Here is a 15,038-nt window from a genome sequence, read left to right on the forward strand (position 1 = left end):
ACCGGCGCCGGACGCAATTCTTCGACCATGCCCAAACCCTAGCCGCTCACCGTCACGGTGTCAAGAATATTTTCCTAGGATTTTTATCCTGGATCCATTACCTAGCCAGACGGACCATCTACTAATGAGTTTATAGACCTGCTATCTATAGGCGCGTTCCGCACAGGGCAGCACGCGAATTTCTAAGTTGGAAGATAGTCATATTATCATGAAAAATAACATCATATCCAATCATTCCAAGCGTGAAATCGTTACAGCAGGAAAGATTCTTCAAGAACGACTGATAGAAGAAAAAATTAAAATTATCGAAAAACGCAGAAATATGACCGTTCTCGAAGCCTTCCGCATTGCCCATAATTGGCGCGATGCGCATATGCGCCCCTTACTTAGGGTGCGACAAGAGCTATCAGGAAGGATTCGACGTATCGAGTACGGCGCTGTCACAGCAGCCCGAATGAAACGAATGGCATCTATTAGAAAGAAACTTCAGAGGCCCCTTACTCTTTATCAAATTCAGGACATCGCGGGATGCCGCGCAATCCTAAGATCCATGAAGGAAGTCAATAAAATTGTTAAATTCTATAGAGATGGCGAGAGTCGTCACTTCATTCAATCTGAGGATGACTACATATCAAACCCAAAGTCTGATGGATATCGAAGTCATCATATCATAGTTAAATTTAATGGATCTGGTGATGATGCGATTTACAACAGGCAAACGGTAGAAGTGCAGCTCCGCACGCGCTCTCAACACGCTTGGGCAACAGCGGTGGAAGCCGTCGGGCTAATCCGCCGAGAAAATATCAAAGGCGGAGAAGGAAGCAAAGAATGGCGCCGCTTTTTTGAACTAATGTCGGCTGAGATTGCATATGAGGAGAACCATCCCCTCCCTCCTACTACCAGCAAAAATATCAACGAAACCCGCGACGAAATCATACACATTTCAAATAGAATAAAAGCCGTAACAACCCTCGAAAAATACAACAAGGCAATAAGATTTGCAGATCAATATGGCCCAACCCATTCAAATTACTTCATACTTCAATTCGACTATGATAAAAACGAAGTCCATGTAGAGCCCTTCAGAAATTACTCTACAGGATCAGAAAAATACATATCCGAAGAAGAAACGCATTCAAATCGAAACACTGTTCTCGTTGAGGTCAACCGTGTCTCGGATCTAAAAAAAGCGTTCCCAAACTACTTTCTCGACGTCAGAGAATTCACAAGCAAACTAAAGAAAATAATTTCGCACAATTCCGGATCAAATTATGACTTATCCTGGCTATCAAAATACTAAGTAAAATAATTCAAGACAAACTACTCCCTGGAAACTCCATTCACCCCTCCATCGGGTTCTCGCCGGGCCAGTCGGCGAGGAAATTCTCATAGTCTTCCAGCGGGATACCGTCTTCGGGGAACACCCGGCCGCGCACGGAAATGCCGGCGGCGTGGACGCTTTCGGGATCGCCCGAGACCAGCGGGTGCCACCAGTAGAGATCGCGTCCCTCGGCCATCAGCCGGTAGCCACAGGTCGGCGGCAACCAGCTCAGGCCCGGCACGGTTTCCGGCGTCAGCGGCAGGCAGTCCGGCACCTTTTCCAGCCGGTTGTCATAGTCCCGGCAGCGGCAGCTTTCCTCGTCGAACAAGGTGCAGCTCAGCGAGGTCCAGACAATCTCGCCGGTGTCCCAGTCCTCCAGCTTGTTGAGGCAGCAGCGGCCGCAGCCGTCGCACAGGGATTCCCATTCCGTCGCCGACAGTTCGGCCAGGGTCTTGCGGCGCCAGAACGGCAGCGCCTCGGCGGACGGCTCCGCCGTCTCGCCGCCGGGAAGGGTCGTGCTGTCGTCGCTGGCGGTCATGGTCTCGTCCTCTCCCGCCCTTGGTCCGTCGTCGGGCCTCGCGCTGGCGGGATTTCTTGAATCATGTGGTCGATCGGGATTAAAACAAGCCTTGCGATCGGTGCGGGGGAAGGTTGGCGCCGGCCCGCTCCTCATGCGCTTGCCTGAGCGCCATAGCAGAACGGACGGTCAAGGTGAACCAGAGATCCTTCGATCCCGAAGGAACCCCGCCAGAAGACACGGGCGCGCCGGAGGGCTCCGGCCGCCGGGGCTTGCGTGCGCGGCTCCTGTCGGTCGATGCCTTTGTCGACACCCTGTTGTGGCGCAGCTTCTCCGGCCTGCGGCTTGCCGGCGAGCGCTATTCCGCCTGGCTGCGCCGATTCCGGGTGCGCGGTCCGGGGCGGATCGCCGCCGAGCTGGCCTCCGATGCGGTAACCTTCGGCGTGCTTGGGCTGATTCTCATGCTGGCCCTTGCCCAGGACGCCTTCCAACAGACCAACCGGGCCGACTGGCGCACCACCGACGATTTCTCCGTCACCTTCCTCGACCGGTTCGGCAACGAGATCGGCCACCGGGGCATTCTGCTCAACGACACGATACCGCTGGCCGAGATTCCCGACCACCTGATCAAGGCGGCGCTGGCGACCGAAGACCGGCGTTTCTTCCACCATTTCGGCATCGACGTGCTCGGCACCTTCCGCGCCATGGTGGAGAACGTGCGGGCGCGCACCGTGGTCCAGGGCGGCTCGTCGCTGACCCAGCAGCTTGCCAAGAACCTGTTCCTGACGAACGAGCGCACCTTGAAGCGCAAGATCAACGAGGCCTTTCTGGCGCTGTGGCTGGAAATGAACCTGACCAAGCGCGAGATCCTCAAGCTCTATCTCGACCGCGCCTACATGGGCGGCGGCACCTTTGGCGTGGCGGCGGCCTCGGAGTTCTATTTCGGCAAGAACGTGCGCGAGCTGAGCCTCGCCGAAGCGGCGATGCTGGCGGGCCTGTTCAAGGCGCCGAGCAAATACGCGCCCCATGTCGATCTGCCGGCCGCCCGCGCCCGCGCCAACGAGGTGCTGACCAACATGGTACAGGCCGGCTTCATGACCGAGGGCCAGGTGATCGGCGCCCGGCGCAATCCGGCAGTGGCGATCGACCGCAGCGACCACCGCTCGCCCGACCATTTCCTCGACTACGCCTTCGATCAGCTCAAGGAGCTGGCCCGGACCCGGCCGGACCTGACCCGCGACCGCATCCTGACCGTGCGCAGCTCGCTTGACCCGGGCCTGCAGCGGCAGGCGGAACGGGCGATCCTGTCCAGCCTGCGCCAGCATGGCCAGCGCTACCGGGTGGAGGAAGCGGCGGTGGCGGTGGTGGTGCCGGAGACCGGCGCGGTGCGGGCGATGGTCGGCGGCAAGGACTATGGCGCCAGCCAGTTCAACCGCGCCGCCGACGCCCTGCGTCAGCCCGGTTCCGCGTTCAAACCCTTCGTCTATATCGCCGCCTTCATGAACGGCTATTCGCCGAAATCGGTGGTGCCGGACGCGCCGATCTCCATCGGCGGCTGGAGCCCGCGCAACTATTCGCGCGGCTATGCCGGCGCGGTGACCTTGAAGACCGCGCTGACCAAGTCGATCAACACCATTCCGGTGCGACTGGCCCAGGCCATCGGCCGCGACAAGATCGTCGAGGCAGCCCATGCCATGGGCCTCACCAGCGAACTCAAGATCACCCGTGCCCTGCCCCTTGGCGTCGCCGAGGTGCGGATCATCGACATGAGCGCGGCCTATGCCTCCTTCGCCAGCGGCGGCTACAAGGTGACACCAACCGCGATCCTGGAAATCAAGAACTCCTCCGGCGCGACCATCTATGAGACCGCCGCCGGGCGCGGTCCGCGCCAGCGGGTGATGCCGGAGGAAAAGGCGGCGGAGATGAACGAGGTGCTGGTCAATGTGGTGGAGCGCGGCACCGGCCGGCGCGCCCGCATCGACGGGGTCACCGCCGCCGGCAAGACCGGCACCACCCAGGCCTATCGCGACGGCTGGTTCGTCGGCTACACCGGCAATTACGCCGCCGCCGTCTGGTTCGGCAACGACGATTTCAGCTCCACCGGTCGGATGACCGGCGGCAGCCTGCCGGCGATGACCTGGCAGTCGATCATGGAATACGCTCATCAGGGCGTCGAGCTGAAGCCACTGCCCGGTGTCGACCGGCCGCCGCGCTCGGCGGAGGAACAGTTGCTCGCCGGTGACGGCACCCAGGGTGCCGGCCGCCCCCGACTCCTGCGCGAACAGTCGATCTCGGTGCTGAAGGACATCGGCGCCCGGCTCGATGCCATCGGCAAGCGCGCCGAGGCTCCGGCGGCCAAGGTTGGCGAAGGACCGGTATCCCAGTGACCCTGACGCTGCCCAGCAATCCGGAGACCGACGGCCTTCGCCCCGATCCGCTGCCCGCGCTGCTGCGGCCACGCCGGCGGCGGATGGCCGCCCGGCTTGCCGTCCTCTGCGCCATCGCCCTTGTCTCGGGGCTTGGCAGCGCCTTCCTCGCCATCGACAAGGGCGGGCGGTTCGACGCGCTGACGCTGGGCGTGTGGGAAGCCCGGCCGACCGAGGGCACCCGCGAGGCCGATCCCTATTCCGCCGCCATGCATGCCCGCACCGGCCGGGTGCCGCTGGCCAATGGCGAGGGACTGATCTTCCTCGCCAGAACGGACAGCACGGGCGCGGAGCTCAGCCCGCGCTGCGAATATGTGATCGAAGGACAGGCCGCCCCGGCCCGGCTGTGGACGCTGACCGCCCTCGATGACGATTTGAAACTCGTGGAGACGGTGACGCCGCGCCCCGGCCTCAACAGCCGGCAGATGCTGCGCCGGCCGGACGGCAGCTTCCGCATCACCGCCGCCGCCGAGGCCCGTGCCGGCAACTGGCTGGCGACCGCGCGCGATGCCGGCGGGCTGGTGTTCGCGCTGCGGCTTTACGATACGCCGCTGACCACCGGCACCGGCGTTGCCAACGTGCCGATGCCTGTGATCCGCCGGGAGACCTGCCAATGAGGCTTCCAGCCCTGGCGCAGCGCCTGCGCCTGTCCCTCCCCCGCCTGCCCCTTCCCAACCTGACCCTTCCTCGCGTTTCGCTCGGGCGGGTTTCTCCCAGTTTCCGGCCCTTGCGCCGCCCGCGTCTTTCCCGCCCCGATGGGCTGACCCTGGCACGTTGGGGCCTTGTCCTCCTCGCGGGTCTGTTTCTCGGCGGCATCATTCACATCCTGGTGGTGATGCGGGTGCCGTCGATGGTGCACCAGACCGCCCATGCGCGCGTCGCCGAGTTCGGTCCAGATGGCAGCTTCAACCGCCTGCCCGACAGCCTGCCGGGCGCCGAGCCGCTGCCGCTGCTCGATCCGCAGATGCTGCATGCCGCCTGCCGGTTCGATCTCGACACCGGGCCGGTGCGAATCATGGCGGCCCTGCCCCCGCCGTTCTGGTCCTTCGCCCTGTTCAACGCCCAGGGCGAGGCGATCTACAGTCTCAACGACCGCACCTCCGGCAATGGCGGCACGCTCGACGTTCTGGTGCTGACAAGCGCTCAGCTCAGCCAGGTGCGGGAAAACCCGCCCATCGGCCTTGAAGACATGATCGTCATCGAAACCGCGGAAGACCGGGGCTATGCGCTGCTCCGGGCCTTCGGCGGCGATCCGGTGCGCCGCGCGATCACCGAAGAGGCGCTCGCGGCCGCCCGCTGCACCGGCCTTGAGGAAAGCGGCGTGATCGTCACCCTCCCGGCTGCGACCGGCACGACACCCGCCGGCCAGTAGCCCCATCCACGGTTGCCGGACGGCGCCCGGCGGTGCAAATTGCCGCCAGATTCGCCCCGGCTCCGAAGCTCCGGCAGGGCGGGCGCAACGCAGAGCATGAGGTATGGCGTGACCCAGGCGATCAAGACGGACCCGCGCGATGCGCGCCTTGCCGAGACAGTGCGCCGGGCCATTGCCCTGATGCGTCCGCATCTCGACGCGCATTTCTCGGTGCGCCTGTGGGATGGCACGGTGGAGCCGCTCGGCAATGCGGTCAAGCCTGGGCTGACCGTCGCGCTGAATGAGCCCGGGGTCCTGCCCTCGCTGCTGCGCCGCCCCTCGCTCGACCGGCTGATCCGGCACTATGCCCATGGGCATATCGACATCGAAGGCGGCACCATCATCGACATCGGCGCGCCCTATGCCATCGACAAGGCCGCCCGCCGCCGCTTGCGCCGGATCGGCAAGATGGAGCTGCTGAAGACGATCTGGCCGCTTTTGACCGCACGCGGCATCTCGCCGGACGAAACCCGGGGTTTTTCTGGTGGCAAGGCCGATGGCCACAAGCGGGTGAAGAGCGACAACAAGCGCTTCATCGGCTTTCACTATGATGTCGGCAACGACTTCTACCAGCTCTTCCTCGACCCGCAGATGCAGTATTCCTGCGCCTATTTCCCGACCGAGGACACCACGCTCGACGCGGCTCAGGCGGCGAAGCTGGAAATGATCTGCCGCAAGCTGCGGCTGCGCCCCGGCGAAAGGCTGCTCGACATCGGCTGTGGCTGGGGCGGGCTGTTGTGCCATGCGGTGCAGAACCATGGCGTCATTGGCCATGGCGTCACCCTGTCGGAGGAGCAGCTTGCCTTCGCCCAGGCGAAGGCGGAGCGCCTTGGCATCGCCGACCGGGTGACCTTCGAGCTGCGCGACTACCGCGACCTTTCCGGCCAGTTCGACAAGATCGTGTCGGTGGGCATGTACGAACACATCGGCCTTGCCAACATCCCCACCTATTTCGGCACCGTGCGCGGGCTGCTTGCCGAGGACGGGCTGTTCCTGAACCATGCCATTTCCCGGCGGGCCAAGGGAAAGAAACGTCGGCTGATCAAGCGGCCGGAACAGCGGGCCCTGCAGAAATACATCTTTCCCGGCGGCGAGCTCGACGACATCGGCCACACGGTGGCGCAGATGGAGCGGGTCGGCTTCGAAGTGCATGACGTCGAGAACTGGCGGCCGCACTACGAGAAGACCACGCAGATCTGGTGCGACCGGCTGACCGCCCGGCGCCAGGAGGCGGAGGAGATGGTCGGGCCGGAACTCTACCGGCTCTGGGTCGCCTATCTGGGTGGCTGCGCCCTCACCTTCCACCGGGGCTCGGCGCGGATCTACCAGACGCTGGCGGGCAAATCGGCCAAGGGCCATCCGCCGGTGCCGCTCAGCCGCGCCGACCTCTACCGCTGACACGCCCGCCGGCGACAGGGGCACCCCGGACAGGAGCGCCAGAGACAGCGACGGTCACTTTTGCAGCGGCGGACGCTCGGTGCCCCAGTTGGAATAGATCCGCGACCGGCGCAGCGGTGTGTCCTGACCATAGCGGTTGCTGACGTCGCAGCCCTTTTCCAGGCGCACCACCTCCGCCGCGAGCCGCTTCCAGGCGACATTGGCATCCCAGACCTTGTCACCGGACGGAGTTTCGATCTCCAGCGCGTCGATGGCCTTGCGATAGGAGACGAGACGGAAGCGCAGGGCATGGCCGGCCCATTCGGTCATGCGCTTGTTTTCCCAGACCCGAGCCTGGGCTCCCGCCAGTTCCTCCCGGGTGGAAATATCGCGCCGGCCGAGCGCCCGCAGACGCTCCTGATCGGCCTTGGCTACCCTGAGCGCCACCTTGCAGAAGGGATCGACCAGCGCCGCGTCGCCGGTGGCATCGGCGGCCACCCGGTCATAGCGAACCTGGCTGGACGCATAGCGGTCGGAGCGCAGGAAGTCGTAATAGCGCATCGGGTCGATCCGGCCCGAGGTTTCCGGCAGGATGCGCGTGCGCATCAGTTCGGTGCGGCTCCCCTCGATCCAGTCCCGGGACGAAGGTGGGCGGATCAGGGTCCAGGCCCGGTCGCGCAGCTCCTGCTCGTCGTCGGTCAGGTTGAAGCGCGAGACCGGTTCGCCGCGATTGGTGGCCAGCTCCGCCCCAGCGGCCGGCATCAGCTTGTCATGCACCACCGACGGCGCCGCCCGATCGAAATCGCCCGTGGGCCTGCTGCATCCGGCCAAGAGCGCGGACACCAGCGCCAGGATCACCAGCGATCCGCGCCGGCCGTGCGATGCCGGCGCCCGATGTCGAAATCCCTCGATGGTCAATCCGCGTCTTTCCCGTTTCCGGCCCGAGTCGGGCCTGTTCCCGGCCCATTGCCAGTGCCACGGCCTCCCGGCCACCAGCCGGAACGGGTCCCTGCCGTCAGATCGAACGGCCCGGGTGATCACGGTCGGCGGCCCCGATCAGGCCACCATCGACTTTGCGCCCGATTCGCGCGCCAAGATCAAGGGAATGACGCTCCATCCGGATCCCGGGAAAGATAATCACCTCGCCCCGCGCGGTGCGGCTGTAGGCGGTTTGCCGGCATGTCCGGCGTTTTGACCGGGGAGCGGTCGAAAAGCTCAGCACGGTACCCATTGCATCCTCCATGAGCCCCGAGGAGCGGCACCGTGCCGTTCCTGACCCCTGGCAGGTCACGCGAAACCATCTGCCGTAGGGTTAGTAGGCCAGAACCGGGGTTAACAAGTTGCTAACGGTTTTTTGCCAATTTGATGCAACGGGCCGCATCGTTCTGAGCGGCTGCGGTCAGAAGAGTTCCTGGGCGCTGTTCTCGCCCTTGCGTAGCGTACAAGTCGGGCCGTGTCGAAATCCTCTTACAAGTCATTGGACGGTGTCGTGGATCTGTCCCTGGAAACGGACCGAAATCGCAAGGATCGCGTGTTGCTGGCGGCCAGCGAGCTGTTCGCCACCACCTCCAGCCATGACGGACCGGAAGCGCGCATCTTCGCCGAGCTGTTTCGCCAGCTTCTGCCGGCCACACCCGATGCGGACCGGCTGCGCATCGCCGAAACGCTCGCCCCCTATCCGCACACGCCGCCGGCCTGTCTGGCGCTGCTCATCGCCGACGCCAATGAGGATGTCGCCGCCCTGGCGCTGACGGCAGTCGCGCCGCTCTCCGGCCCGGATCTGGTGCGGCGCATCGCCCGCGGCCCGGAGCGCCTGCGGGCGATCGTCGCGGCCCGGCCGGACCTTTCCCGGGACGCGGTGACCGCATTGTTTCATTTCGCCGACGCCGACACCTTGCGCGCGCTGCTCACCCGCGCGCCCGAGGCCCTGGACGATGACGCGCTGGCCGCCCTGTCCGATCGCAAGGAGGTCATGCGCGCGCTGGCGGATCTGCTTGCCCGCCGCAAGGCGCTGCCCTCGACGCAACTGTTCGCGCTGTTTCTCGATCTCGACCACGCCGGGCGGCTGGAGGCGATTGCCGCCGCCGAGGCCCGCACCCTGTCGGAACTGGTCAAGCGCCAGGATCCCCGGGTGCTCAATGCCGCGTTCAAACCGGAGGTGCTGAAGCATCTGGTGGAGGCGGCGCTCAATGGCGGGGCGGCGGTGTTCGCCGCCCATCTCGCCTACACGCTGGACATTCCGGCGGAGGCGGCGGCCCGGATCGTCGACGACCCGGGCGGAGAGCCGTTGGTGGTCTGCCTGCGCGCGCTCGGCACCAGCGATGCCGATGGTGGACGTATTCTGGTGCGGCTGCTCGGTCAGCGCCGGCCGCTTGCCGAGCTGCGCGATCTGCTCGCGCTGCTGAACTCGATCACTCCGCGCGCCGCCATGTTCCTGATCCACGAATGGCAGTCGGGCCGCGAGCGCAAAAGCGCCCAGCCGGCCCAACAAGCCGTGCATGCGCCGGTCTATGACGGGCTCTCTCAGGCGGAACGGCCGACGGTTGCCAAGAGCGGCACCCGCCGTTCGTCGCAGGACCGCACGCTCGCCCCCTCCCGCCGCGAAGCCGGCTGACGCACCGCATTCCCAGGCAGCGCGGGATCAGTCCCCGCTGGCGGCCACGTTCCAGAACACCCGGCCCTCGCGGTCCTCGACCTCGACGATCCAAACATCCGGATCCATGCGCCGGTCGCTGGCAAGCCGCGCGTCCACCGCCTCGCGATCCGCCAGCGACAGCAGCGGTTCGAACAGCCGCTCGCCGCCACTGGTGTCTCCGAAAAACGACTGCGGCGCCGGGCCGTAAAGGTCGAACCGGCCATCAAGCCGATCGACGACGATATAGATCGCACCGGCTTCCGTCGCGCCGCGGGCGATCAGGCCGGCATAGGCGTTTTCCGCAAAGCAGCGGCGGATCAGCGCGGAAACCCAGAATTCGGAGGTCAGACGCATGGGTGCTCCTGCGGCGGTTCGTCGGGGGAATGTGGCGGGGCTTGAAGCGAGGCTGCCAGGGTCAGCCGCCGAGCGGTCGCCCTGTCGCCTTTTCAATCTCTGAGACCAGCGAGGAAGAGAGCGCTCCGGTAATCGGCTTGCCCCGATCGAGCTCGAAGCGGCGAATGGCATTGGCAGTCTGCTCCCCCGGATAGCCGTCGACATCCAGTGGACCATAGCCGAGCCGGACCAACGCCGCCTGGATGCGCGCCACCTGGGCCCGTTCGCCCGACAGAGCGGCCTCCCCCGCGGTGCTCGCCTGCTGGTGCGCCGCCGGCGGCTCGGGCGGAGGGACCGGCACGGGCGGCAGGCCGGCTCCCGGTGCACCGCTGCCCGTATCCATCGCCAACCGCGCCAGCAGTCCTTCATCGATCTGGCCAGTCTCCCTCAGGCCGCGACTGCGCTGATAGGCGCGCACCGCCCGATCCGTCGCCGGTCCCTTGAGCCCGTCGAGCGAGCCTTCATAGATGCCGAGGCGGCGCAGCTCCACCTGGACGTCGCGGACCAACACCCGTTCGCTTGCCCGCGCCCGCTCCTCCGCCGGGGTCAGCGCCGGCGCGGGTGGCGGTGCGGCCTTGCGGGTGGCAAAAAGCGGCGCTGGATGCGGCCCGGACTGAAACGCCGTCGCATTGGCGATGATCAGGCAGCCGGTCAGCACCATCACCAGCCAGCCGCCGGCGGCCACCGGATTGTCGAGCGCCATCGCCCCCAGCCCGGAGGGCTCGGGCTTGGCTGCTGACGTCTTTCGCCGTGGCGCCTTTCGCTGCGCGCGGCTCATGGCAGGCTCTCCCGGCTCATGCGATCTTCTGCAAGGCGGTGTGATGGTCGCACGGGCCGGTGTCCTTGCCTGCTTCCGTGCCCGCTTTCCTGTCCGCTTTCCTGGTATCGGACAAGTCCTTGGACGTCTCCCCGAACGGCAGGTGCGAGACGGCCGCGTCGATGTCGGCGATTGACGGAACCGCGGCGGCCTGGTGGGCCGTGGCGGCACGGCGCGGCAAATACACGGTGACCGTTGTCCCCTCGCCCAGTCGGCTTTCCAGGGTCATGCGCCCGCCCTGAAGCTCCGCCAACCCCTTCACCACCGCCAGGCCGAGGCCGGAGCCCTCATGGGCGCGGGCCGTGCCGCTGCTTCCCTGAACGAAGGGCAATTGTACCCGCTGGGTATCTTCCGGGGCGATTCCGGCCCCGGTGTCGCGCAGACCGAAGGCCAGCCCTTCACCTTCGAGCCGGGCGAAGATCACCGCCCGCCCGCCGGAGGGCGTGAATTTCAGGGCGTTGGAAATCAGATTGAGGGCGATCTGCCGGCAGGCCCTTGCATCGGCGGTGAAGCTGCCGATTGCCAGCGGCACGTCGCAGCTCAGCCGCACCCCCGCCTTCTGCGCCTGCGGTTCCATCATCCGGCGGCAGCCATCGAGGCAGGAGCGGATGTCGAACGGCTCGGCAATCGCCTGCGCTTGCCCGGTCTCGATCCGCGTCATGTCGAGCATGTCGTTGACCACCTGCAGCAGGTGATCTCCGGACTGGTGGATCAACCCGGCATATTCGCGCACCCGCTCCGGATCCGCCGCCGTTTCCGGCAGTTTGCGCATCAGGTCGGAGAAGCCGATGATCGCATTGAGCGGCGTGCGCAATTCGTGGCTGACCGTCGCCAGGAAGCGCGACTTCGCCAGATTGGCACTTTCCGCCTCGGCCCGGGCGGCGCTCAGTTCTTCTTCCGCCTGCTTGCGCCGGGAGATGTCGCGCAAGACGCAGACGATCCGCCCGCCTTCCAGCCCCTCCGCCGCGCTCTGGTTGCGGCAGACCAGTTCCAGCCAGCCGTACTCCGCCATGCCGGTTTCGCCGGGACGGGCCTCGCCGCGACGCACCCGCAGCTCCAAGACGCGCGTTTGGCCATCGGAAAGGGTGTCCGACAGGGTCTTCAGATAGGCCGGCCGGTCGGCCACGTGGATGCGCTGGAACAGGCCATCGCCGAGGATTTCCGCCCGGGCGGCACCGATGATGCTGCGCGCCGGCGGGGTCGCGAACAGCACCTTGCCGGCGCTGTCATGCACCGAGATCGCATCGGCGACACTGGCGGCGACCAGGCCGTATTTCTCTTCCTCGCGGCGCAGGAGCTTCGCCTGATGGCGGGCATCGGCCTGGAAACGGGCGGCCAGCATGGCCGCATACAGCAGCGCGAGCCCGCCGCCGACGGCTTCGACCGGCACCCAGCCGGCAATCGGCGCGGTCGCGAGCGGCCCAACCAGCCCCTGGCTACCGAGACCGGCCAGCAGCGCCACCAGCCCGCCGACCAGCAAGACGGTCGCGGCGATGGCCTTGCGCGATCCGGCGACGGCAGCCTCCACCGGTGCGAGAATCACGAAGGGCAGCAGCGGCGAGGCGAGCCCGCCAGTGAGCCCGGCAAGGGCGGTGAACAGCCCGGCGAACAGGGTCGCCGACATCACCTGGGCGCGGTCATGGGCACCGGTGCGCGAAACATACATGGCCAGCGGAAGATGCGCGGTCAGCCAGGCGAGAATCAGCGTGAAGAACAGCGTCACCGCCCCGCCAAAGGCCAGCATCAGCGGCAGCAGCGCAAGCGCCAGCATGCCACAGGCAAGGTGGTCGCGAATGAAGGTGCGATGACGATGGAATGCCCGCGCGTCCGCTGCCGAGGGATGCACCAAGGCATCCACATATCGGCTCACCGGCCCGAGGGTCTCCCGCAATTCTGGCATCATTTTCTTATGTCCCGGCACGCCTGCCGCCTGTTAGCCAAACCGTCCCCCATCGTCACAGGAACGGTTTAAGGAACCATGAAACGGCGGCACCCGGCCGGTTCCTCCGGGCATCCCGAGAGGTTTCCAACTCGATTAAAATTTGACGCAAATTTTCGTCAAATTCGCCTCGAACTTGATGAAAATGCGCTTTGTCCTCGCAACCGGGCGTTCGAACCTCCTTGCTAGGCTTGTCCCATAACGCGCTCCGGCGACCGCATGGCCGGCGACCGGAGCCGACAGAACGATATCTACAAGGGCGGCTGTCATGTTCTTTCTTCTCAGAACGGCATTCTGGATCGGGCTGGTGCTCCTGCTCCTGCCGATCGACACCGGAAGCGACGAATCGCAGGTCGGCGGCGTCTCGCCGGTTCAGGCGTTCTTCGCCGCGCAATCGACGATCAGCGACCTCTCCGGTTTCTGCGAGCGCAACCCGGAGACCTGCGAGACCGGTGGTCAGGCCATCGCCCGTATTGGTGCCAAGGCCAAGGTCAGCGCGCAGATGATCTACGAATACCTGGAGGAAGACGAGACGGCGGCCAGCACCGGCACGCTGACGGCGGCGGACCGCACCCCGGCCTGGACCGGCGACGCGCAGACGGCGGCCTCGCAAGGCCTCGCGCCACAGGCCGACACTGGTGCGACCGACACTGGCGCGACCCCCACTGGCGGGCAACTCGCCACCCGGCTCAGTGCCCGCGGCGGCGCCGTCCCGACCGCCCTGCCCCAGCCAAAGCCGATCCGGGGCAACGGCCCCGCCTGATCTTTTTCGCCAGGCCGGATGATGTCGCCCCCACCCAGCGACCCCGGCCCGGCATCCGAACACCGGCGGTCTGGCGGTTGTTTTCCAGACCACGCGATTGTCTTTCGCGCCAACACCTTGGCGGGCCTGTCCCGCCAGCCGCAGGCGGGCTGCTGCCCAATACCGCCTGCGGCTTTTTCTTTTTCGCGACACCACGCCGCAGCGCCGCCGCCCCCGGTCCGCCCGCCTTGGGCGATGCACGGTTTCCCCCGCCGCCTCTCCGTTCTATATGTCACGGGTGATAACCCTTGAGCAGCATATGGCGGCCATGACCTCGACCCTCGACAGCATCCTCGACGACTTCGCCTTTCTCGATGACTGGGAAGACCGCTACAAATACGTCATCGAGCTGGGACGGATGCTGCCGCCGTTCCCGGACGAAGAGCGCACCGAGGCCAACAAGATCCGCGGCTGCGTCTCCCAGGTGTGGCTGACCAAATCCGTGGAGCGCGATCCGAACGGCGCACCGGTACTGGTCTATGCCGGCGACAGCGATGCGCATATCGTCAAGGGACTGGTCGCCATCGTGCTCGCCATGTTCTCCGGTCGCACGGCGCAGGAAATCGCCGAGACCGATGTCGACGCGATCTTCGCCCGGATCGGCCTGAAGGAACACCTGACGCCACAGCGCTCGAACGGCCTCAAATCCATGGTCGAATCGATCAAGGCCGATGCCCGCTCGGTGCTTGCCCAGGCCTGAGCTTTACTCAGTGGCGGATCCTACCGACCGCAACCCAGCCCGTAGTGCCGGGCCAGCCGGCTAAGGCCGATGGCCAAGATCACCTTGGCCGAGCGCGCCGGCCATCCGCGTTCCCGTTCGACCGTCTCCACCCCCTTCAGCAGGCAGCAGACGTCGACCAGCACGCCGGAGAGCTCCGGTCCGACGGCGTCAAGCGCCCGCTCCATCCGCTGCCGCGCCGCCATCACCGCGTCGGTCAATTCGCCGATGCCGCCGCGCCGGGAGCCACCTCCGGTCGCGCCCGTTGCCAGCGTCTGCCAGGCCGGGGCGGCCAGGCCCGGGGCAATCTGACCGAAGGTATGATCGGCCCGCAGCCGTTCGCCGGCCTCGAACTGCTCCGCGTTCAAAAACGCCTTGCCGTCGCGGGTCCGCCGGGTGCGCAGCCAGGCAAGCGGGCTTTCCGCGTGATTGACATTCATCACCTCAACGCTGCCGTCCCGCGCGCGATCCCGGCGCAGCCCGCGCGCCTGATGCTGGGCGCGAAAGCCATCCTCCCCGGCAAGCGCCCGGCGCAAGCGCGCCCGGCCGAGATCCGTGACCTCGATGGTGCCCGCTTCCGTCATCCGCAGCAGCTGCCGGCGCAGCCCCTGCCCCAGGCCCGCGGCGGGCACCGTCAGCACCGGCGGTGCGCCGGTGCGCGCATCCGCCCGTCCGGCTGCGG

At 65.9% G+C, this 15,038-nt stretch carries 15 protein-coding genes; 8 read left to right on the forward strand and 7 right to left on the reverse strand.

The features are described from left to right. Positions 1–208: 208 nt before the first annotated feature. The gene (locus tag LC062_RS20465; RefSeq protein ID WP_224912958.1) at positions 209–1,300 is read left to right on the forward strand and encodes a RelA/SpoT domain-containing protein; all 1,092 of its coding nucleotides are present in this window, start codon (positions 209–211) and stop codon (positions 1,298–1,300) included. A 40-nt stretch (positions 1,301–1,340) separates the two neighbouring features. Here the strand turns inward: LC062_RS20465 and LC062_RS20470 are convergent, their stop codons facing one another. Beyond that, positions 1,341–1,859, reverse strand: coding sequence for a YcgN family cysteine cluster protein (locus LC062_RS20470; RefSeq protein WP_224912960.1), 519 nt, complete (start codon positions 1,857–1,859; stop codon positions 1,341–1,343). A gap of 173 nt (positions 1,860–2,032) precedes the next feature. On the opposite strand from LC062_RS20470, the gene LC062_RS20475 reads away from it, so the two are divergent. From LC062_RS20475 to LC062_RS20490, 4 genes are all read left to right on the forward strand, one after another. Beyond that, positions 2,033–4,225, forward strand: coding sequence for a transglycosylase domain-containing protein (locus tag LC062_RS20475; protein WP_404829758.1), 2,193 nt, complete (start codon positions 2,033–2,035; stop codon positions 4,223–4,225). Next, positions 4,222–4,881: a DUF1214 domain-containing protein gene (locus LC062_RS20480; RefSeq protein WP_224912962.1), complete on the forward strand. Its 660-nt coding sequence runs from the start codon at positions 4,222–4,224 to the stop codon at positions 4,879–4,881. The genes LC062_RS20475 and LC062_RS20480 overlap by 4 nt, the downstream gene beginning before the upstream one ends. After that, positions 4,878–5,636, forward strand: a complete 759-nt coding sequence (locus LC062_RS20485) for a DUF1254 domain-containing protein (RefSeq protein WP_224912964.1) — start codon at positions 4,878–4,880, stop codon at positions 5,634–5,636. Before LC062_RS20480 ends, LC062_RS20485 begins: the two co-directional genes overlap by 4 nt. A 108-nt stretch (positions 5,637–5,744) precedes the next feature. Then, entirely contained in the window at positions 5,745–7,073 is a 1,329-nt protein-coding gene (locus LC062_RS20490) for a class I SAM-dependent methyltransferase (RefSeq protein ID WP_224912965.1), read from the forward strand. 54 nt (positions 7,074–7,127) lie between these two features. On the opposite strand, the gene LC062_RS20495 is transcribed toward LC062_RS20490, so the two are convergent. Together LC062_RS20495 and LC062_RS20500 are read right to left on the reverse strand one after the other, a co-directional pair. Next, a complete protein-coding gene (locus tag LC062_RS20495) occupies positions 7,128–7,970 on the reverse strand; it encodes a hypothetical protein (protein ID WP_224912967.1) in 843 nt (280 codons plus the stop codon). Between the two features lie 97 nt (positions 7,971–8,067). Beyond that, on the reverse strand, positions 8,068–8,283 hold the full coding sequence (locus LC062_RS20500; RefSeq protein WP_224912969.1) for a hypothetical protein: 216 nt from the start codon (positions 8,281–8,283) through the stop codon (positions 8,068–8,070). A gap of 258 nt (positions 8,284–8,541) precedes the next feature. Between LC062_RS20500 and LC062_RS20505 the strand changes: the two genes are divergently transcribed. Beyond that, positions 8,542–9,666 carry a DUF2336 domain-containing protein gene (locus LC062_RS20505; protein ID WP_224912970.1) on the forward strand — a complete coding sequence of 375 codons (1,125 nt, stop codon included), beginning with the start codon at positions 8,542–8,544 and terminating at the stop codon, positions 9,664–9,666. 27 nt (positions 9,667–9,693) lie between these two features. Here the strand turns inward: LC062_RS20505 and LC062_RS20510 are convergent, their stop codons facing one another. From LC062_RS20510 to LC062_RS20520, 3 genes are all read right to left on the reverse strand, one after another. Next, positions 9,694–10,041, reverse strand: coding sequence for a DUF1491 family protein (locus LC062_RS20510; protein WP_224912971.1), 348 nt, complete (start codon positions 10,039–10,041; stop codon positions 9,694–9,696). 61 nt (positions 10,042–10,102) lie between these two features. Then, positions 10,103–10,858 (reverse strand): peptidoglycan-binding domain-containing protein, encoded by a 756-nt coding sequence (locus tag LC062_RS20515; RefSeq protein WP_224912972.1) that lies wholly within the window; start codon positions 10,856–10,858, stop codon positions 10,103–10,105. A 16-nt stretch (positions 10,859–10,874) separates the two neighbouring features. Further along, the gene (locus LC062_RS20520) at positions 10,875–12,800 is read right to left on the reverse strand and encodes a PAS domain-containing sensor histidine kinase (protein ID WP_224912974.1); all 1,926 of its coding nucleotides are present in this window, start codon (positions 12,798–12,800) and stop codon (positions 10,875–10,877) included. 304 nt (positions 12,801–13,104) lie between these two features. Here LC062_RS20520 and LC062_RS20525 point away from each other — a divergent pair, with 304 nt between their 5' ends. Continuing rightward, positions 13,105–13,599 carry a DUF5330 domain-containing protein gene (locus tag LC062_RS20525; RefSeq protein WP_224912976.1) on the forward strand — a complete coding sequence of 165 codons (495 nt, stop codon included), beginning with the start codon at positions 13,105–13,107 and terminating at the stop codon, positions 13,597–13,599. A gap of 307 nt (positions 13,600–13,906) precedes the next feature. Continuing rightward, positions 13,907–14,338: a SufE family protein gene (locus LC062_RS20530; protein ID WP_224912979.1), complete on the forward strand. Its 432-nt coding sequence runs from the start codon at positions 13,907–13,909 to the stop codon at positions 14,336–14,338. Positions 14,339–14,358: 20 nt separating this feature from the next. Here LC062_RS20530 and LC062_RS20535 read toward each other — a convergent pair. Further along, positions 14,359–15,038 (reverse strand): DUF6456 domain-containing protein (locus tag LC062_RS20535; RefSeq protein WP_404829759.1); only part of this gene is annotated, 680 nt, incomplete at its 5' end.

The sequence above is a fragment of the Stappia indica genome (assembly GCF_020177335.1).
In the GTDB taxonomy this organism is placed as follows: Bacteria; Pseudomonadota; Alphaproteobacteria; order Rhizobiales; family Stappiaceae; genus Stappia; species Stappia indica_B.